Below are 19,956 nucleotides of genomic sequence, written 5' to 3'. Positions count from 1 at the left end.
ATACAGGCAGACATGATGGAGGAGTTTTAATGCGCTTACAAGAATGGACGATAGAAGAACAAGATTTGCTTATTCAGTTTATGACGACAAACTCATGGCCTTATCACGATAGTAGTCAGCCAGGTCGCGAATTGCTTGAAAAGTCGATTGAAGAAGGCGGTTATGCATCGGATGACGTAAAGACGTTCTGGATCGAGAATAGTGAAAACGAAAAAGTGGGAATCGTAAAAGTCTATGATTTACAAGAAGATGTCCCATTATTTGACTTGCGGATTGCCGATGATTTCAGGGGTTATGGTTATGGTTCGCGGGCGCTAAAAAAACTTACGCAATACGTGTTCGAATTACCGGAACATAAGATTCGTATTGAAGGACATACACGCCACGATAATGCAGCTATGCGTAAAGCGTTCGAGCGGGCTGGTTTTGTAAAGGAAGCACATTTGCGCCAAGCATGGTTTCTTCCGAAAGAGAATACGTATTATGACGCCGTAACATATGGAATGACGAGAGAAGATTATGAGGCCGGTACGACAACGCCTGTACGTTGGGAAGATCGGGAACGTTATGTAAAGAGCATACCTGGTTTCAAAGAGCAGCTACAATCTGAACGGCTACATATTCGAGCGCCTGAATTAAATGACTCGATGGATGTTTGGGGTGCGGTATCACATTCAATGCCTACGTTGCGAAAGTGGACTGGATGGGCGCAGAAGGAAATGACGATCGAATCGACAGAGGAATATGTACGTCAATCAGTTTCTGAATTCATCGGTAGAAAATCTTTGAACTTTCATCTGTTTTTAAAAGAAACAGGTGAATTTATTGGTTGCGCTGGTTTCCATCGTATCGATTGGAACATTCGTAAATTTGAAGTAGAGTATTGGCTGGACACGAAGTTTGAAGGCGAAGGCTATATGACAGAAGCGATCAAAGAGCTTGTGAAGTTTGCATTTACAGATCTATCGGCTACACGGGTAGAATTTCTTTGTGACGAGAATCACAGTAAAGGTCGTGCAGTTGCAAAACGAACAAGTTTTGAACTGGAAGGGATTTTACGTAAAAATGCTCCTTCTGCGAATGGGCAAGACTTACGCAACACATGTGTGTACGCGATCGTTACCTAATCACAAAAGGAGCACTATAAACTAGTTTTCACTATATCGAACGTCTACCAGTTATTAATTGAATGACAAAGATAATGCCGGCAATTACTAAAAGTGTGTGGATTAAGCCACCGCCAATATTTGCTACTAAACCAATTACCCATAATGCTAGTAGAACTACAATAACAAGCCATAATATACGACCCATAGTGAATCAACTCCTTTTCATTATTATCTGCTATGTAAGTAATTTACCCATGCTTTCAAATCTTAAACTTTAAAGATAGTAATTCGTAGATGTTGACTGTCAAATGAGGAGGCGATAGTTTGGCTACACCGAGTATGGAAGATTATATTGAACAAATTTATTTGCAATTAGAAGCGAGAGGTGAAGCGCGTGTGTCAGACGTGGCAGAAGCACTTTCTGTGCTTCCTTCATCTGTAACTAAAATGGCTCAGCGCCTGGATCGTGAAGGCTATGTGCACTATGAGCGATACCGGGGGTTGGCATTAACAGACCGTGGTTTGCGTTTTGGTAAAAAACTTGTGCATCGCCATGAATTACTAGAGCAATTTCTGCGTATCATTGGTGTGGAAGAAGAAAATATCTACGGAGACGTAGAAGGGATTGAACATCACCTAAGTTGGAATGCGATGGATCGTATTACTGATCTAGTGGAGACGCTTGAGTCTGATCCTGAATTCGTAAAAAAATTAAAAAGTAAAGCACTCTAGAAAGGATTATCTTATATGACATTATTACAACCAGGTACACTCGCAACACTTGAAATTCTTCGCAAAGAAGGGTCACGCTTTGTATTGGACGCTGCCGGAGAAGAAATCTATATGAATGAATCTGAAGCACCGGATGCACAAGAGCAATCGACAATTGAAGTTTTTCTTTACATTAATAGAAGGGGTGAACTGACAGGCACTGCACAAATACCGTCAGTAACCGTTCATTCATTCGGCTGGGCAAAAGTGATTCGTTTGGAAAGAAGTGAAGGGGCCTATGTAGATATCGGCGCATCCTTTGAAGTGCTGATCAATCGGGCGGACTTCCCACAAATTAAAGAATTATGGCCGCAACCAGGCGATGAGCTGTATATGACGCTTCGTTCAGATCCAGGCGGCAACTTGTTCGGACGTCTAGTGACTGAAGAAAGAATCCAGGAGCACTATACAATGGCGGAAACAGATATGTACAATCAGAATGTCAAAGCAAGAGCGTATCGCCTGCTACCCATCGGTACATTTTTATTGACTGAAGACATCCAACGTATTTTCGTCCACGAAACAGAGCGTAAAGCAGAGCCAAGATTGGGTGAAGAAGTAGATGTTCGTATTATTGAAGTCCATGATGACGGCACGATGAACGGCTCGTTATTGCCAAGAAAGCAAGATCGTTTACAGTCAGATGGTGAACAGATTTTAGCCTATTTAGAACAGTCAGGCGGTAAAATGCCGTTTACTGATAAATCCACTCCTGAAGAAATTGATGAAATGTTCCAGATGAGTAAGGGCGCTTTCAAACGGGCACTTGGCACGTTGATGAGAGAACGAAGAATTACACAACAAGACGGTTGGACAACTCTTATATTATAATAAGCGCAACTTTTCTATGAACCTCAACGTATCTATACATATAGAACAAGGAGGAGTGACTGTATGAAAAAAGGATTAGCCTCTCTATTGGCTTTTATGATGATGGTTGCAATTATAGCGCCATCTGCAGTATCAGCAGATGAAGTCATCAATGAAAAGCTTGGAGTTCCGATTGTAGTATATGGTTCAAATTTATCGGATAGTGAAAAAGCGAGTGTGAAAGAAAGTCTAAAAGTAGCTGAGGAAGCTGAAGTGGAAGAACTATCAGTAGACGGCAATGATTTGATCAAATATATCCCTGGCGGCGACCGAAATGCCCGAATGTATTCTTCGGCTAAAATCACTAGACAAGAAGAAGGCGAAGGTCTTGTCATCAATATTGTGACACCGGATCATATCACACAAGTTACGGCGGACATGTATGCAACTGCTATGATGACAGCAGGTATTGAAGACGCCGTCGTTGAAGTGGCGGCACCCAAGAAAGTAACAGGTCACTCAGCTCTCGTTGGAATCTACAAAGCGTATGAAGTGTCGGGAGAGGTTCTCGATACCGAGCGTACGGATGTAGCAAATGATGAATTGAGTCTGGCAACGAGGCTTTCAGAAAAAGCAGGCGTTGATCAAGACGAAGTAGCCAATTTGTTGACAGAGATTAAAAAACAGATCTCGGAACAAAAGCCTGCGACAAAGGAAGACGTAGAACAGATCGTCCATGATCAATTGCAAAAATTCAATATAGAGTTAAATGAAGCAGATCGTCAATTGTTAATTGACCTAATGGATCGGATCTCGAAACTGGATATTGATTTCACGAAGCTTAATGAACAACTGTCCGACATGGCATCGAAAATTAAAGAAAAGTTAGGCGATATAGATCCAAGTTTCTGGGAAAAGGTAAAAGAGTTTTTCAGAAATATGGCAGATTCACTTAAATCTTTGTTTAGTTAAGTAGTCATTGTGGTACGTTATAGTTTAGAAGTATAACTATAAAGGAGAGATATGCATGAGTGAAAACAAAGACACAGAACAGCGCGAAGGAATGAATTTTGAGCTTGTTGATCTAGGTGGAACGAAGTATGCGTATCAGTATAAAGTGGCGGGAGATGTTAAGGCAGAAATCGAGTGGTCTGAAGAAAGTGGGGTCATGACGATGACACATACCTATACAGACGACTCGTTGCGTGGCCAAGGAGTCGCAAAAAAGCTACTTGATCAAGCAGCTGAAAATGCACGTGAAAAAGGATTAAAGATGAAAGCGGTCTGTTCATATGTAGTGAATGCGTTCGACCGAAGTGATGATTATAACGATGTAAAAGCATAAGTCGTATGATGGAACGGGTACGTTCTAGATGTTCCACATCACTTTTTGAAACTTTTCTCAATTCCTTGCGTATAGGTAATAGAGAAATAAACTAGCAGAAGAGGATGACGTGGAATGATTAATCGTACAGCAGAGCGTGTGCTTGGAATCATATCAGCCATTTTATTGGCGCTTGGTGTGATCGGTTCCGCCCTCGTAGCATTCATTTGGAATATGGCAAGTACGGATCCAACGTTCATGGATGAATTCCGTGAAGGCATTGTAAGTGAGGGTGTATTAAACACAGAAGAAATAGACATGTTCATGTCGTTCATGGGCTCTTTTTCGACTGTCATTTGGATCTTGGTTGCTGTAGCTTTCATAGGCCTGGTATTGAATATTATTGGTCTAGTAAAAGTTTGGAACAATAAGAGTCCAAAAACTGCCGGTATATTATTCATCATTGCCGGCCTGCTAGGTGGAATCCTATCCTTGGCATCCATCTTACTCTACATTGCAGCCATCCTTTGCTTTACAAAGAAGCCGCCAATGGCTCCAGGACCTTCACCTGATGAGTACGTCTCAACGCAGTCCAATTGGATGAGCTAAATAGCTATAAACACGCAAAGACCCTTTTCCTAAAGAAAAGGGTCTTTGCTAGTAGATCAGTATTCACACTATATTACACAAAATAATCTACTTGATTAACGGTATAAGTACAATTCTGGCTTTTTATTTCATGTATGTGCATGCTGTGTAATAGGCAATGTATAATGAAGAGTATTTACGGAAATGCCTTCGAACAACTCGGAGAACGATTCTACAAAACTAAATCCTTGTTTTGCATAGAAGTCTTGGAGCGTCCTATCATTCTGGTCTACATACACATCCACGTTTACGGCATCCTGCAACGTAGCCAATGCTGCTTTCAATAACGCATCTTCATATCCGCAGTTCAGATGTGTTGGAAGCATATGAAGTGCCGTTACCTCACTTTCGCCATCCACATCAATCGGTGTATAGCTTAAATATCCTACAGGATTTTCTTGCTCATCTAACGCAAGTAAAACCATTGTTTTTTCCAGTTGTTTCTTCAACATTAAATCAGAATAGGTTCGCTCGATAAATGTCTCGATCACGTCTGCGGGTATATGTTTTGAAAATGTATGCTGCCAAGCAGTAAGGGCAATCTCTTGAACATCTTGAATATCTTCTACTGTCATTTTACGAATCATAGTGATCTCACCTCTAGTTCTCTTTCTACATAGTATAACAAAATACACTTTGCAAAACTACTATGCGCCGAAAACGAAAATTACTACGTAGGCGATTGAAAAGTAGTAAAGTATGCATTAAGCATAAACAGTAAATAAAATAGTACATTTATATTTACAATTACTAAGTAACTAACTGAACTGAAAACGTTTGAAAGTAAGACTACGGGGTATATTAAGCAGTAGATAGAAAATCGCTACAATTACATTACGACGGAGGATGGTAAATATGGCTAAAAAATCAAATGGTTTATTATTTGCAACACTTGCTGCAGGAGCTTACGCTTTCTTTAGCAAAAAAGAAAATCGAGATAAGGCAATGGAAACAGTAGGTGTGTTGAAGGAAAAGGTAGACACATTTGTTAATAACAATAAATTAGTTGACCAAGCGACTGAAAAAGTAGGTCATTCAGATCCGACAGATTTACGAGATAACAACATGGTATCCGAGGGAGCACAGACAAGTGTTCATTATTATAACCAAGCAGTACAGGATCCAGATAAAAAGGCTGTTGAAAAAGATGGCCTTTATAAGAAAAATGAAGACAAGAGCGATAATAAGCCACTATATAACAAGGACGAAACAACTAAGGAAGCGGAAAAAGACAATAAATCTAACTAAATCTAAACACATTAAAATACTAAAAGCGCCTCTTTTTAAGGGGCGCTTTAATATATATATAGCGTTAAATACATAAGGGGTAGATAATCCTGGGGAATAAGGTAAAATAATGTACATATAGTAATGCGTCTTGCGTAGTCATATATATATAGAATGAGTGGAGGGATACTCATGACTGGCAAGATAACAGAAGCCTCTAGTTTGGACTTGATCAGTGTTATTGACAAAGAGGGAAATACAGAACGAGCGAAGTTGTTTTTTTACCTGGAGCAACAATTTCTCCTACAGATCTTTAATTTGGAGCTAGGTAGCGCACGCTCTACGCTTAAGGAAATTCAGGGAGTTTTGTATGAGTATAAACCTAGATACTCATTCGAAGTCATAAAATACTATTTCATTACCCTCTCTTCCATCATGACAAGACGATTACAGAAAGCATCTATTTGTACTGAAGAAAATGCCTTGAGATTTAATGTAGCTTGTATAGAAATGATCCATACCAATTTACATACAGAAAACGTAAAGGAAATCGGAGATGAATTAGTCGAGTTCTACTACTATATCCTCAAGGGAAAAGTAAAACCTTCCCTTTCGCATGAAACGGTCAATGAAGTGATTCAGTACATAAATGCAAACGTTGAAAAGCCATTAATCGTTGAAGAAATTGCCAAACAGTTCAATGTTAGTACTAGCCACCTTTCTCGCATATTCCGAGAACATACATCTGTCACGTTGGTGGAATATATTACCATGCGAAAAATAGAAGAAATACAATTTTATTTACGTTTTTCTAATTTAAAAATTGCGGAAATTGCAGAGAGATTTCATTTCTGTAACCAAAGTTACTTCACACGTGTGTTTAAAAAGTATACGGGCTTAACACCTCGGCGCTTTCAGAAGGATTTGGACGGAAATTACTTTCGTTTTACTATAAAAAAAGGTGATTCGCTGTAAATTTATCGCTGTTTGCTGTATACTTTTCTTTAGTTTGAGATAGCGTAGGTGAAACCATTGAAGAAAAGAATAGGGCTCGTGAGTTTATTGGCAATTACTGCTGTGTTTTTGAGCGGTTGTTCCGGTGTGGAAAACAAAACAGGTATTTTCTACAGTACATTTGTAAGACCGATGGATTGGCTACTTCATTATCTAGGAGAAGCTTTTAATGGTAATTATGGTTTTGCAATCGTACTGATAACTGTAGCGATTCGTATAGTTTTGATGCCGTTGATGTTAAAAAACTATAAATCTCAACAAGAGATGAAGGTAAAGATGGATGGACTACGACCAGAAATGGAAGATATCCAAAAGCGTATGAAAGCATCGAAGGAATCTCAGGATAAAGAAGAGCAAATGAAGTTGCAGCAGGAAATGATGGGACTGTATTCTAAACATGGTGTCAATCCATTAAATATGGGTTGTTTACCGCTTGTAATTCAAATGCCAATCATTATGGGCTTGTATTTTGCTATCCTTTATGCACCACCTGAAGTGAAAGAACATGAATTCTTATGGTTTAAACTCGGTGAACCGGATATTATCATGATGTTAGTAGCCGGAGCTGTATACTTTGTCCAAGCGCGCGTGTCATTGTGGACAATGCCTGAACAGCAACAGAAACAAATGAAGTTATTCATTTACATGTCACCTATTATGATTATGTTCATTTCGTATACTGTAATGGCTGCTTTGCCACTGTATTGGGCAGTGGGAGGGTTACTGTTAATCTTCCAAACGTATCTTGGACGTAAATTTTACTTTAAACATGTTGAACCACCAGTCGCGGAAGAAAAGTAAGGTACTGAGAAAGCTGGTGCATACCAGCTTTTTTTGTTGCCAACAATGGAGAGGAAGAGTCACATGAAATTGAAATGGATCATGGGCTTGGCAATTACAGCTTCTGCAGCAGCAGCGTTGTATTTTATCATCAAGTTAAATTTAGAATTCGCCATTCTGTTCATGCTGATCATGTTTACCTTTACTAATGCCGCACGAACTATTATGTATAGAAATCAAGGTCTAATGCGTGAAGCGAAATGGATGCTTTGGATGGCGTTATTTTTCGGGGTAGGTTCACTTGGAGCATTAGCGTACATCTTACTGTTTTAACAAAAAGAAAGGCCGCTCTGGAATTAGCGGTCTTTCTTTTTTTCAATATCGTGAGAAATAAGCTGCTTTGTCCAAAAAAGTACAATTAGTGCACCAGTGGAACAAACCGCCATACTTAAAAATGCCAAGCGTGGGGACTGGTCGTATAAATATCCAGCAGGGAATGTCAGAAGTGCAGTGCTCAAACTCAACGCTACTGCTGCATAGACACCCTGCGCAGAAGCAATGAGATGATGTGGTACACTTTTTGATATGTATTGAATGAATGCAAAATGTGCCATGCCGAAAGATAGGGAGTGGAGAATCTGTGTTACGATAAATACACTAGTTATAGGGAAAAGGAAGATGGAAATCCAACGAATGGTAGAACCGGCTGCCGCTACTATGAATAAAGTCGACGTTTTGGCTCCTGAAAGCAACCGGTCTGCCAGCGTGAAAAATATGATTTCAAACAGTACAGCGATATTAAGGATCACCCCGACATAAAAACCGTTGATTCCCATCTCATCCAAAAAAATAAAACCATAGTTATAATAAGAAGCATGCGAGCCTTGAAGTAATATCGCAATACATAGCACGATGACAAAAGGTTTATTCGCAAACAAAGCCCGCAATTGACCCTTTTGGGCAACCGAACCTGTAACGGGGTGTTGTTGTAACACGGCTGGAGCAGATTGAAAGAAAAATATCAATCCCACACCGAGACCGATAATCATCATATACAAAATCGCTTGTTCATTCCAGATTGCCGTTACCGTACCGATCAATAGTAAGGCGACAGTATAGCCGATTGAACCGAATGAGCGACTCTTACCGTAATGGATTCGCTCATGTTGCATCAATAATGAAGCGCCACTCTCAGCGCTTGGGAGAATGATAGGATATATGGCACTAAATAAAACCGTCAATACAAATAGGATTCCAAAGGGACTTTCCGGAAGATAAGCAAGCGCGAGAATGAAAGATAAAAAAGTAGTCCAACGTATAACGCGCAGAAGTGATATTTTTCGTGTAGCGTACGGAAATAGAAAAAACGTTGAAAAAGACCTAGCGATCATACCAACACCCATTATGAAGCTAGCTTGTGTCACGGATAGACCTTTTGATGAAGTCAACCAACCTGTCCAATAAGGTAAGAAGATGCCCCATGTAAAGAAAAATACGAAAAAGCTCATCGAGAGCCAACGTTGATTATTCAAATGCAAGACCTCACAATAATGACTGAATCTTTAGTTACGTAAATACTAGCATAAACAGACGTAAAAGAAAAATGGTGATACACTAGAATACGTAGTTTAAAACAGACCGTAAAATGTATATAAAAGAGAGTAGCAATTTAATAAGCGAGTCAGAAAGAAAGCAGGGTATAGCATGAGAAATAAAAAGGATGAATCGTTTGCCAGAAAGCGCAGACGGAATAATAGATGGATAGATGGAGTTATTGTTCTACTCTTTATTATCCTTGTGGGCAGTGTGATATGGATCGGAACGAACGGGTGGAGTATGCAAAAGGCCGTTGACACTATTCGAAATGAAGCAGACCCGACGGCTGACTTTGCAGAAATAGAAAAGCCTTCGGATTCAGATAGTGCGGATACAACAGAACGTAGTGAAGAAAACACATCCTCATCTGACGTTTCAAGTGAAGAGCGACTTCGAGAGGTAGAAAAACCATTAATTGAAGAAGAACAGGAGGAAGAGGCAGTACAAGAAGAAAAGTCTCAAGGGAAAGCAGTGCCGCCAAATTCAGTGAAACCTTCTAATTCCACTAGCTATATAAAAGGACAAAAATTACCTGAAGAACCGAAGCTTGTTCAAGGTATATTGCTAGTCAATAAACAATACCCTTTGCCGGAGGACTATGCACCTGGAGAAAGCGAAGAAGCGCGAGAAGCGTTCAATGAATTAGCAGCATCGGCCGTTACATCGGGCATTAATTTGCAGGCATTCAGTACGTATCGTTCGTATGACTATCAAGTCACCTTATATAACCGATACGTGGAAAGAGACGGGCAAGAAGCGGCTGATCGTTATAGTGCGCGTCCTGGTTACTCAGAGCATCAAACCGGTCTTGCATTTGATATCGGCGAAGTTAATCATGAAAAACATTGGGCGTCGAATTCATTCGGTGATACTGAAGCAGCTAAGTGGCTTGCTGCCAATGCCCATCAATACGGATTTATCCTTCGTTACCCTGAAGGAAAAGAAGATAAAACTGGGTATATGCATGAATCTTGGCATTATCGTTATGTAGGAAAAGATAAGGCGGAACACATATTTAAACAAAATATTACTTTAGAAGAGTATTTAGGTGTACGATAAAAACGGTCGACAGAAGATAAATCTTCTGTCGACCGTTTTGGTCTATAAGATGGGTGAAAGTAAGCGAGAGATAGATTCCTTTACTTTAATCAATCGTTCACGCTCCAAATAAGCATCCAGTGTCAGCTCAGTTGAGCTTTGAATATCTTGCTCAAAAATTTCTGCCAACTCATGTGATTTTTCTCGATCATAGATGAAAGCATTCACTTCGAAATTCAAGCGGAAACTACGAACATCTATATTCGCTGTTCCAACAGACGATACTTGATCATCCACTACAATTTGCTTGGCATGGATGAAACCATTTTCATAAATGTATACTCTTGCACCAGCTTTTAATAGAATGCCGACGTTCGAATAGGTTGCCCAGTAAACGAACATATGATCCGGTTTGTTGGGAATCATTATTCGTACGTCTACGCCTGATAGACATGCGATCCGAAGCGCATCCAACATACTTGTATCAGGAATAAAATAAGGTGTCTGAATATAGATGTAGTCTTTTGCCAGAAATATCATTTTCAAATAGCCATCTTTAATATCTTCCCACTCGGAATCAGGTCCGCTAGATACAATTTGCAAGCCGACATCTCCTTTGCGAGGAATGGCTGGGAAGAATCGTTCATTGTATTGAATATTCGTTTTAGGTGATGCTTGATTCCAATCGAGTATAAAGCGAGTCTGTAATGGATGAACCGCACTTCCTTCGATTCGGAGATGCGTGTCGCGCCAGTATCCGAACTTCTTGCTGAGCCCCAAATATTCATCCCCGACGTTAAATCCTCCGATGTAACCAATTCGCCCGTCGATAATGACGATTTTCCGATGGTTTCGGTAATTTAAGCGAGGATTGATTAATGGTAGCAAGGCGGGGAAGAACGCAGCTACTTCACCACCGCTCTCCATCAATTTATGAAAGTTTTTCACATGCAAACCACGTGAACCAATATCGTCAAACAGCATCCGTACTTTCACACCTGATTTTGCTTTACTGATTAGAATCTCTTCAATCTGCTTTCCTATACCGTCTAGTCGGAATATATAATACTGAATATGGATATGATCACGAGCGTGTTCCAAGTCTTCAAGCAATGCGTCAAATTTATCGCGACCGTCCGTATATACTTGCACATCATTATCTTGTGTTAGTACGGAATGATTATTGCGTAAATGCAAATAAATCATATCATCATATTCTTCTGTGTCATTTTTTAGAAACTCAAACGTCTCGTTTTCTATGGCCTCGAGCTGATAATTAATCAGTTTCTCAATACCGATCTTATTTCTACCTTCCCAGCGGAATAAGTGTTTTTGACGTAATTGCCGACCGAGTAATAGATAGATAATGAAACCTAAAATAGGAATAAAAAACAGCACAAGCAACCATGCCCAAGTACTTGTAGGATCCCGACGCTCTAAAAATATTAAAGCAATCGCGAGAAATATGTTAATAATCAACGTGCTTGTGATAATCAAACTTATTACTTGCGTCATATGCTTCCTCCCGTAGGGTATATACTATTCCTTTACTATAGCGGAGTTGACGATAATAACCTATTTATAAAGGAAGGTGAAGTATCTTTTGCTTTATTTCAAGCAATTGCATCTGGTATATTTCGCAGAGAGCGAGGGGATTTCCGGAAAATAAATACCAGCCCTATGGATAGTAGCGCTATGATAGCGGAAACAAAGTACATATTACCTGCTTGCATTGTGAATACCCAGGTAAATAACAAGGGTCCAATAATACGCCCCATATTATCCATCGAGTATGAGAGACCTGCTGCGGTACCATACATACCACCTGATTCTTTAGTTGTGAGAGATACGAGTACGGTCCGGACGAGTGCGTTACCAGCAGTGAATACGCTCATCGCAAAACCTGCCCAAAGTAAGCTTGTGGAAAATGGAATGAGTATGAGGCCAATTGCCGTAACGACCTGCGCAACGATAATCCACGAAGTTTCGGTACCATTTTTCACCCGTCGTACTACACCGCCTTGAATTGCTGCATCTACAAGACCGCTAGCCATAAACAAATACCCAAGTTGCAATGGTGTAATTTGAATTTTATCGATTTGGAAGAGTTGGAATGTCGCCTCTACACCTGCAAGTAAAAATGTGATTATGAATGAAGTAATAAATAGATAACGTATACGATACGTCCACAATGTAGAGGCGCCTTTCGGAATAATCGCCCGTTTATTTCCATCACTATGACGATTAGGCTCTTTCAAAATAATCATAGCGTATACTGTTAATAATAATGTTAAAGTCCCAGAAGTGATGAATGGTAATTGTAAATGAACATCGCCCAGAATGCCGCCAATTGCTGGGCCGAAAATGAAGCCAAGACCAATTGACATACCGAGCAGACCCATATACTTATTTCGATTTTCCACTGTTGTGATATCAGCGACAAAGCCAGTTACGGCCGTATACAGCGCACCTGAGAAGATACCACCTACTACGCGTGAAACATAGAGTAATACAATGTCGTGCATGAATGCCGCGAATAAAAAGAAGCTGACGCTGAAGCCAAGCAACCCGATTATAATTAACTTCTTTCTGCCAGTGCGATCAGATAGCGCGCCCCATAATGGTGCAGTGAAAAACGAAGACAATGCATAAATTGTTAGCAAGCCACCGACATGTACTTTCGAAAAACCTTCGGCGAGGATAACCTCAGGTAAAATGGGAATGATGATGCCGAAGCCAAGGTAAACGAAGAACTGAACGGACATTAGTAATAAGATCGTTTTCTTCATATATAACCTGCTTTCTGAATGAATAGTTTCTTTCTCATCGTACGATGAATAAGGTCAGCATTCAAGTATTAGCGGAGAATAGGGAGCTAGTATCGACGAGGGGATTGCACCTCCAGCAGAGAACACTTTCCGATAGGCGTGGCTTACCAATTGTAGTTTATGAAAGCAAAGTGCAAGCTTCTAACGCTTCGACTTTACTCGCAAAAGCTCTGCTTAGCTACGGCTCTCGTTGATCCATCGGAAGTCGCCGCTATCTTCCACTTCAATCCTAACTTCAAAGTGCAACGACGCAGATTACTCACTAACAATTGTGTTTCATTACAGTTGTCTTTGAACTTAGTTAAGGTCAAGTGCGTTTCAACCTCATGAGCAAATTCAGAACAAATTACACCCCTAACTTTAATGTACAACAATAAGAAATCCCCACCCCGACACCACTGCCAGCTTTCCTATATATTATAGGGCAAGAACTCCAGCAAGGAAAAAACTGCCCCAAGAAGTCATGAATGACTCCCAGGACAGCTTAATACTTTTCTTAATGCAACTTCACACGTTGCAAACGTAAAGCGTTCAACACAACAGACACCGAACTAAACGCCATCGCAGCGCCTGCTAGCCATGGGGCCAACAAACCGACTGCCGCAATCGGAATACCAATTGAGTTATACGCCAACGCCCAGAACAAGTTCTGCTTTATATTCCGGACCGTCAACTTACTCATTTTCACCGTATCAACTACACGCAACAAATCACCATGCATGAGCGTCACGTCAGCGGCTTCCATCGCGACCGCTGTTCCAGTCCCCATTGCCATACCAATATCGGCTACCGCAAGGGCGGGGGCATCGTTAATACCGTCTCCGACCATAGCTACACGCTTACCCTCAGCTTGTAAGGAGCGGATGACCTCCGCTTTACGGTCTGGCAATACGCCTGCAATGACATGATCGATGCCTGCGGTATGTGCAATTGCTTGCGCTGTCATATGCTGATCTCCCGTTAACATGATGACATCAAGATCCATCGCACGCAGCTCGGCTATTGCTTGCTTCGATGTATCTTTAATTGTATCTGCGACTGCAATGATCGCTTCGTGTATACCATCCACTGCCATAAACATAACGGTCTTGCCGTCGCCTTCCATTTGTTCTACAGAAGCAATCGTAGAATCAAATTCCACATTATGGTGAGAAAGTAGATTTCTTGTTCCTAGCAAAATATTTTGTCCGTCAATTACTGTTTGAATTCCGTAACCAGGAATCGCTTCGAATGACTCCACAGTAGGCAATGTAGAAAACTGTTGTAATCCGTGAGCCGTAATGGCTTTTGCAACGGGATGCTCGGAGTCACTTTCAGCCGCAGCAGCAAGGGAAAGCAAAGACATACGCTGTTTTTCATTGCGAACGTGGAAATCTGTTAATTCTGGATGACCTTTTGTAATTGTTCCTGTCTTATCAAACACAATGGTATCAATGGAACGGGTTTGTTCCATTGCTTCAGCAGTTTTAAATAACACGCCTTCTTCCGCTGCCCTTCCTGAACCGGCCATAATAGAAGTAGGGGTAGCAAGACCGAGTGCACAAGGACATGCGATGACTAAAACTGCAATCATGCTCGTTAGAGAAGCTTCGAAATTACCAGGTGTGACTACGAAATACCATATGAGGAACGTAATGACCGCAATCCCGACGACGACAGGTACGAACACTCCGGATATCCGGTCAGCTAGTCTCTGAATTGGAGCCTTTGAACCTTGTGCTTCTTTTACGACGCGAATAATAGTGGAAAGCATCGTGTCTTTGCCGACATTCGATGCTTTTATCCGTAATGAACCATTAGCGTTCACGGTAGCTGCAAACACTTCATTGCCTGGTTGTTTATCTACAGGTAAACTTTCGCCCGTTAGCATCGATTCATCTACCGCGGAAGATCCGGATAATACCAGTCCATCTACGGGAATAGAAGCTCCTGGTCGAATGACTAGAATGTCTCCGTGCGTTACTTCATGGATGGATATTTCCACAGTTTCTCCGTTGCGCTCTAAGATAGCCACTTGCGGTTGCAACTTCATAAGATTTTTGATTGCATCTGAAGACCGACCTTTTGCTCGTGCCTCGAATAATTTACCTAATAAAATCAATGTAATCAATACTGCGCTTGTTTCGAAATATAAGCCGTGATCCAATGCGTAACCTGTCAACACAAGGTAAACGGAATAGAAATATGCGGCAGACGTACCCAGTACAACAAGTACATCCATATTGGCACTGCCGTTACGTAGTGCTGCATACGCGCCTTTATAGAACGTAGCGCCAATCCAAAACTGTACAGGTGTTGCTAATATCCACTGGAAATATGGATTCATAAAGATTTCAGGCACATACATCCAAGAAGTGAAGGAAAAATGTGCAAACATGGTCCATAAGAGCGGCAGTGAAAGAATAGATGAAATAATTAGCTTGCGCGTCTTGTCATTAATATCTTTCTGACGATGATCAGTTTGACTATCGGCCTCTTCTGTACGAGGTACTGCTTCATAACCGACCTTTTTGATTTTTTGTAAAATATCTGTCAATTCTAAAGCGGCAGGATCATAGCTTACGTGAGCTGTTTCAAGTGCTAAGTTGACGGTGGCGTTTTGAACGCCAGGCATTCGTGACAACACTTTCTCAATCCGTGCGGAACAAGCAGCACATGTCATGCCGCTAATATTGAGGTTCGCTTCTTCCATCAATACATCATAACCTAGCTTGCGAATTCGTTCTTCCACGTCAGTTAATCCGGTTTGGTTAGAATCAAATGTAACAGCCGCTTTTTCTGTAGCAAAATTGACGGTAGCTGTCGAAACACCTTCCATACGTTGCAAACCTTTTTCGATGCGGTTAGCACAAGCGGCACAGGTCATGCCTGTAATAGCAATCTCTCTTTTTTGCTCATTCATGATGCAGGTCACCTCTCTTGTTACGCTTCGACGTCATATCCTTGATCTTCAATGGCTTCTGTCATTTGTCCAACGGTTACAACGGATTCGTCATACTCCACGGCTACGCTATTCGCTTTCAAATCAACCAAAGCACGCTCCACTCCCGATAATTCTGTTAATGCTCCCTCTACTGCTTGTACACAGTGATTACATGTCATACCTTTTACGTTCAATGTAGTTGTAGTCATTACAATTCCTCCTATTTTCTAATTAATTTAGCTATAGTTTTAGCTAGTTCGTCTAACACTTCTTCGTCACCTTCAGCTAACCTGTTTTTCACACAGCCTTTTAAGTGTCCATCCAATAAAACATTCGCCACACTGTTTAAAGCGGATTGTGTAGCAGAAAGTTGAGTGATAATATCATCGCAATAAACATCGCGCTCTACCATACCTTTTATACCTCGTATCTGACCTTCGATACGGTTCAGGCGATGAGTCAAGTTCGTCTTAATTTCTTCCGGATGATGACTCTTACGGCAAGAAGTTTCCACTTCATTTAGAGAAATATCTTCAGGTAGTAACGTCATTCGTGATTCTCCACCTTTCGTATATATCCACTTTAATATACGTATAGGGGGTATGTCAAAACATTCGTTTTTACATATTGAGGATAAAAACTTGTGTAAAAGATGAAAATTTTACATAAATGAAAGATTTAAAAGGCAATTAAAGTGGTATAATAAAGACCATAAGAAACTTTTAAAATCTAGAACTTCACGAGCAATCAAACGTCTATATAACTAACTAGGAAGGTTGAGGTGGAAGAAGTGGCTAAAGAGATGGATTTCAAGACAATTATTTCCAATTTGGCAAAGCTTGGTGTTTCCGCAAAACTCACAAAATCCAGAAGTGATATGTTGCAAGCATTGGCGCCTGCCGTACAAGCACCACCCGTTCAAGCTAATTAAATAAGAAAGTATACGAAAAGCTCACCCCCGAATATATTCGAGGGTGAGCTTTTCGCGTTAGTTTATGCTTTAAATTTTCTTAACAAACTCCGATTTTAGTTGCATAGCGCCAAATCCATCAATCTTACAATCGATATTATGGTCACCGTCGACTAAGCGAATGCTTTTCACTTTCGTCCCCATTTTCAAAGCGTTGGAACTTCCTTTTACTTTCAAATCTTTAATGACCGTCACAGAATCTCCATTCTGCAACACATTGCCATTTGCGTCCTTGATCTCCGGCATACCTGGTTGATCGGATTCTTCCATCGATCCAAGTGTCCATTCATATGCACATTCAGGGCAAACGAGAAGGTTTCCATTTTCATAAGTGTATTCGGATTGGCATTTTGGACAATTTGGTAAAGTTGACATTAAAAAACCCCCTTTCCTATACATTCTACACAAGTTGTGAATGTTCGGAAAGGGAGTCGGTATTCATTTACATTTAGTCACTGTCATCCGCATCGAATAAATACGTTCGCTGATGGAACTTCATGCTGAAAATTAAGCCGATTGCCAGCATATTACTAAATAAAGAACTTCCCCCATAACTTATGAATGGGAGAGGGATACCTGTAATAGGTAACAGCTGAATATTCATTCCAATATTTTCAAATACGTGGAACGTGATCATCGCAATGACGCCAGTACAAACATATACGCTGAACGTATCATGCAATGATAAAGCAACTTTCGTTAAGTGGTAAATTAAAATGAAATACAGTGTGATCACTAAGCAAGCACCGATAAAACCATACTCTTCTCCTATTACACTGAAGATAAAGTCCGTGTGATTCTCAGGGATGTATACAACGCGTTCTAGAAAACCTTTACCTGTCAGTTGTCCTGAGCCTATTGCGGTCATCGCATTAATCAAGTTATACCCTTCATCTGTCGGGTAAGAGTATGGGTCGAGCCAAGAATAGACACGTTTAAACTGATAAGGTGAAAAACCGAATTTGTCGAGCAGATCTTGTGCGAACAGTGACATCCACAGAATGCCTCCTGCGGCTGCCGCTCCAAATGAAAAGACGGGCACGAGTATTTTCCATGATATGCCAGAAACGATGACGATGGCAGCAGTAATAGAAATGAAGACGAGTGAAGTTCCGAGATCGGGTTGCTTCATGATGAGAAACAACGGAACGACAAGCATCAGCGCAATTTTACCGAGCAATAGTAAATCTGTCGTATATGTCCTGCTTAACGAGCGTTCGTTATGCGTGCTGACCAACTTGGCAAGTCCGATAATAAAGAATGTCTTAATGAATTCGGCAGGTTGGATTGTCCCAATGACAGGCAAATGCAACCAACGTTTTGCGCTGTAGCGCATTTCTGCAATTTGCCCCGGACCACCGGGCGCTAACATAAGAAAGACCAACAAGAAAATACCAAAGCCATAAAAATACCAAGCGAACTTTTTATACTGATCGGGTTCAAAATACATGACCATCGCTACGATGAAAGAACCGAGTATATACCATCTCACTTGTTTTAAAACGAAGTTCTGTGTATATTGCTCAGAGGTTTGAGCAGATCCAATGACGAAAAAACTGACAATCGCGAAAAGCAAAATGATAAAGGCAAGTGTCCAGTCAAATCGTTCACCTAGCCTGTTTGTTTGTTTCAATTATGAACTCACCTTTTCTTAAGCTAGTATTCTCTTACTATAATCACCTATTATATCGCAAAACTTTTTAAGAAGTACACCCATTACTAGACGAGTTGTGAAATGATTGGTTTCTACGAGAAGTAAAAAGAATGAAGAACGTGGGTTTTTCATTCATGAATTGGCTCCGTTCATGGTAAACTGTATGAATGAAAACTACGGAATGTGAGGAGATTACATGAAAAAACGGTTAGGTTTAGTATACGGCGGGAAATCCGCAGAGCATGAAGTGTCGCTTTCTACAGCGCGTGCAGTAACAGAGGCGCTAGATTTAGATAAATATGAAGTACTGCCAATCTATATTACTATGCAAGGTGAATGGTTGAAAGGCGATCCGTTAACTGGACCAGTTTCAAATATTGAGGCATTACGTCTGAAAAGTGAACAACCAAAGCCTGATCATATTGAAAGTTTTTTACAAGGGGATATGCCCGACGTCATTTTGCCGCTACTTCATGGAACGAACGGAGAAGACGGAACAGTACAAGGGTTGTTTGAAGTGTTAAATATTCCATACGCAGGTAACGGAGTTCTTGCTTCTTCAGCAGGCATGGATAAAGTCGTGATGAAACAATTATTCGCTCAAGCAGGTTTGAAGCAAGTTGCATATGTCCACTTTATTCGCAGTACGTGGAAAAAGCACGCAGAGCAATTATTAGATCAGGCGGAACAAGAATTATCTTATCCAATGTTCGTCAAACCAGCTAATCTTGGATCAAGTGTCGGAATCAGTAAAGCGGATGATCGTGAATCGCTCGAAAAAGCGGTTGAACTGGCATTGAAATTTGACCGCAAAATTATTGTTGAACAAGGCATTGTGGCACGTGAAATTGAAATGGCGGTTCTCGGTAACGACCATCCTAAGGTATCAGTAGCAGGGGAAATTCGTCCGGTTGCAGATTTTTACGATTATGAAGCAAAATATAAAGATCAAAGCACGGAGTTATCTATTCCGGCTGAAATGCCGGATACCGTTGCAGAGCATATGAAAGACATGGCAATCCGTGCATTTAAAGTTCTAGACTGTTCAGGACTCGTCCGAGCAGACTTTTTTGTGACAGCAGACGATGAAGTATGGATCAATGAAGTGAATACATTACCTGGCTTTACGCCAACTAGTATGTTCCCGTTACTGTGGCAGAAGTCTGGACTGACTTATCCTGAATTAATTGATCAGCTAATTGAACTGGCAGTAGAACGGCATACGGAAAAACAGCAACTACAATATACGATGGACTGAGTGGAG

Annotated in this window: 23 protein-coding genes; 13 read left to right on the top strand and 10 right to left on the bottom strand. The window is 40.8% G+C overall.

Annotated features, from left to right (window positions below):
* The first annotated feature begins 29 nt into the window (after window positions 1-29).
* On the top strand, window positions 30-1,127 hold the full coding sequence (locus CSV74_RS08255) for a GNAT family N-acetyltransferase (RefSeq protein ID WP_099691313.1): 1,098 nt from the start codon (window positions 30-32) through the stop codon (window positions 1,125-1,127).
* Window positions 1,128-1,158: 31 nt separating this feature from the next.
* Here the strand turns inward: CSV74_RS08255 and CSV74_RS16515 are convergent, their stop codons facing one another.
* On the bottom strand, window positions 1,159-1,314 hold the full coding sequence (locus CSV74_RS16515) for a lmo0937 family membrane protein (RefSeq protein WP_143560758.1): 156 nt from the start codon (window positions 1,312-1,314) through the stop codon (window positions 1,159-1,161).
* Window positions 1,315-1,433: 119 nt separating this feature from the next.
* Between CSV74_RS16515 and mntR the strand changes: the two genes are divergently transcribed.
* The 5 genes from mntR to CSV74_RS08230 all read left to right on the top strand — a co-directional run bounded on the left by mntR (window position 1,434) and on the right by CSV74_RS08230 (window position 4,623).
* Window positions 1,434-1,841, top strand: a complete 408-nt coding sequence (gene mntR / locus CSV74_RS08250) for a transcriptional regulator MntR (protein ID WP_029054749.1) — start codon at window positions 1,434-1,436, stop codon at window positions 1,839-1,841.
* A gap of 15 nt (window positions 1,842-1,856) precedes the next feature.
* The gene (locus CSV74_RS08245) at window positions 1,857-2,711 is read left to right on the top strand and encodes a CvfB family protein (RefSeq protein ID WP_029054748.1); all 855 of its coding nucleotides are present in this window, start codon (window positions 1,857-1,859) and stop codon (window positions 2,709-2,711) included.
* A gap of 63 nt (window positions 2,712-2,774) precedes the next feature.
* Window positions 2,775-3,662, top strand: coding sequence for a DUF1002 domain-containing protein (locus CSV74_RS08240; protein WP_099691312.1), 888 nt, complete (start codon window positions 2,775-2,777; stop codon window positions 3,660-3,662).
* Window positions 3,663-3,753: 91 nt separating this feature from the next.
* A complete protein-coding gene (locus CSV74_RS08235) occupies window positions 3,754-4,035 on the top strand; it encodes a GNAT family N-acetyltransferase (protein WP_099691384.1) in 282 nt (93 codons plus the stop codon).
* A gap of 114 nt (window positions 4,036-4,149) precedes the next feature.
* The gene (locus CSV74_RS08230) at window positions 4,150-4,623 is read left to right on the top strand and encodes a DUF4064 domain-containing protein (RefSeq protein ID WP_051210597.1); all 474 of its coding nucleotides are present in this window, start codon (window positions 4,150-4,152) and stop codon (window positions 4,621-4,623) included.
* A 128-nt stretch (window positions 4,624-4,751) separates the two neighbouring features.
* On the opposite strand, the gene CSV74_RS08225 is transcribed toward CSV74_RS08230, so the two are convergent.
* A complete protein-coding gene (locus CSV74_RS08225; RefSeq protein ID WP_099691311.1) occupies window positions 4,752-5,249 on the bottom strand; it encodes a GNAT family N-acetyltransferase in 498 nt (165 codons plus the stop codon).
* A gap of 268 nt (window positions 5,250-5,517) precedes the next feature.
* Between CSV74_RS08225 and CSV74_RS08220 the strand changes: the two genes are divergently transcribed.
* From CSV74_RS08220 to CSV74_RS08205, 4 genes are all read left to right on the top strand, one after another.
* The gene (locus CSV74_RS08220) at window positions 5,518-5,910 is read left to right on the top strand and encodes a hypothetical protein (RefSeq protein ID WP_233190851.1); all 393 of its coding nucleotides are present in this window, start codon (window positions 5,518-5,520) and stop codon (window positions 5,908-5,910) included.
* A gap of 171 nt (window positions 5,911-6,081) precedes the next feature.
* Window positions 6,082-6,864, top strand: coding sequence for a helix-turn-helix domain-containing protein (locus CSV74_RS08215; protein WP_051210595.1), 783 nt, complete (start codon window positions 6,082-6,084; stop codon window positions 6,862-6,864).
* Window positions 6,865-6,921: 57 nt separating this feature from the next.
* Window positions 6,922-7,704 (top strand): membrane protein insertase YidC, encoded by a 783-nt coding sequence (gene yidC / locus CSV74_RS08210; protein ID WP_029054744.1) that lies wholly within the window; start codon window positions 6,922-6,924, stop codon window positions 7,702-7,704.
* A 63-nt stretch (window positions 7,705-7,767) separates the two neighbouring features.
* Window positions 7,768-8,016: a hypothetical protein gene (locus CSV74_RS08205; protein ID WP_099669869.1), complete on the top strand. Its 249-nt coding sequence runs from the start codon at window positions 7,768-7,770 to the stop codon at window positions 8,014-8,016.
* A 23-nt stretch (window positions 8,017-8,039) separates the two neighbouring features.
* Here the strand turns inward: CSV74_RS08205 and CSV74_RS08200 are convergent, their stop codons facing one another.
* Window positions 8,040-9,215, bottom strand: a complete 1,176-nt coding sequence (locus tag CSV74_RS08200; RefSeq protein ID WP_099691310.1) for an MFS transporter — start codon at window positions 9,213-9,215, stop codon at window positions 8,040-8,042.
* Window positions 9,216-9,387: 172 nt separating this feature from the next.
* Between CSV74_RS08200 and CSV74_RS08195 the strand changes: the two genes are divergently transcribed.
* Window positions 9,388-10,338 (top strand): M15 family metallopeptidase, encoded by a 951-nt coding sequence (locus tag CSV74_RS08195; protein ID WP_099691309.1) that lies wholly within the window; start codon window positions 9,388-9,390, stop codon window positions 10,336-10,338.
* A gap of 42 nt (window positions 10,339-10,380) precedes the next feature.
* Here CSV74_RS08195 and cls read toward each other — a convergent pair whose 3' ends face one another.
* From cls to CSV74_RS08170, 5 genes are all read right to left on the bottom strand, one after another.
* Window positions 10,381-11,832, bottom strand: coding sequence for a cardiolipin synthase (gene cls / locus CSV74_RS08190; RefSeq protein ID WP_099691308.1), 1,452 nt, complete (start codon window positions 11,830-11,832; stop codon window positions 10,381-10,383).
* A gap of 98 nt (window positions 11,833-11,930) precedes the next feature.
* The gene (locus CSV74_RS08185) at window positions 11,931-13,106 is read right to left on the bottom strand and encodes an MFS transporter (protein WP_099691307.1); all 1,176 of its coding nucleotides are present in this window, start codon (window positions 13,104-13,106) and stop codon (window positions 11,931-11,933) included.
* Window positions 13,107-13,641: 535 nt separating this feature from the next.
* Complete coding sequence (locus tag CSV74_RS08180) at window positions 13,642-16,047, bottom strand: heavy metal translocating P-type ATPase (protein WP_099691306.1); 2,406 nt, start codon at window positions 16,045-16,047, stop codon at window positions 13,642-13,644.
* Between the two features lie 20 nt (window positions 16,048-16,067).
* A complete protein-coding gene (gene copZ, locus CSV74_RS08175) occupies window positions 16,068-16,277 on the bottom strand; it encodes a copper chaperone CopZ (protein ID WP_099638249.1) in 210 nt (69 codons plus the stop codon).
* A gap of 11 nt (window positions 16,278-16,288) precedes the next feature.
* Window positions 16,289-16,618: a metal-sensitive transcriptional regulator gene (locus CSV74_RS08170; protein WP_099691305.1), complete on the bottom strand. Its 330-nt coding sequence runs from the start codon at window positions 16,616-16,618 to the stop codon at window positions 16,289-16,291.
* 231 nt (window positions 16,619-16,849) lie between these two features.
* Here CSV74_RS08170 and CSV74_RS16625 point away from each other — a divergent pair, with 231 nt between their 5' ends.
* Window positions 16,850-16,999: an Lmo0850 family protein gene (locus CSV74_RS16625; protein WP_158231774.1), complete on the top strand. Its 150-nt coding sequence runs from the start codon at window positions 16,850-16,852 to the stop codon at window positions 16,997-16,999.
* Between the two features lie 69 nt (window positions 17,000-17,068).
* Here CSV74_RS16625 and CSV74_RS08165 read toward each other — a convergent pair whose 3' ends face one another.
* Entirely contained in the window at window positions 17,069-17,413 is a 345-nt protein-coding gene (locus tag CSV74_RS08165) for a zinc ribbon domain-containing protein YjdM (protein WP_099691304.1), read from the bottom strand.
* Between the two features lie 73 nt (window positions 17,414-17,486).
* On the bottom strand, window positions 17,487-18,671 hold the full coding sequence (locus tag CSV74_RS08160; protein WP_099691303.1) for an FtsW/RodA/SpoVE family cell cycle protein: 1,185 nt from the start codon (window positions 18,669-18,671) through the stop codon (window positions 17,487-17,489).
* A 217-nt stretch (window positions 18,672-18,888) separates the two neighbouring features.
* Here CSV74_RS08160 and CSV74_RS08155 point away from each other — a divergent pair, with 217 nt between their 5' ends.
* Window positions 18,889-19,950 carry a D-alanine--D-alanine ligase gene (locus CSV74_RS08155; protein WP_099691302.1) on the top strand — a complete coding sequence of 354 codons (1,062 nt, stop codon included), beginning with the start codon at window positions 18,889-18,891 and terminating at the stop codon, window positions 19,948-19,950.
* The last annotated feature ends 6 nt before the right edge of the window (window positions 19,951-19,956 follow it).

Origin of the sequence: Sporosarcina sp. P19 (genome assembly GCF_002743165.1) — a bacterium.
Classification (GTDB): domain Bacteria; phylum Bacillota; class Bacilli; order Bacillales_A; family Planococcaceae; genus Sporosarcina; species Sporosarcina ureae.
Note: the sequence above shows the minus strand (reverse complement) of the source record. Positions and strands in the feature narration are given on the sequence as shown.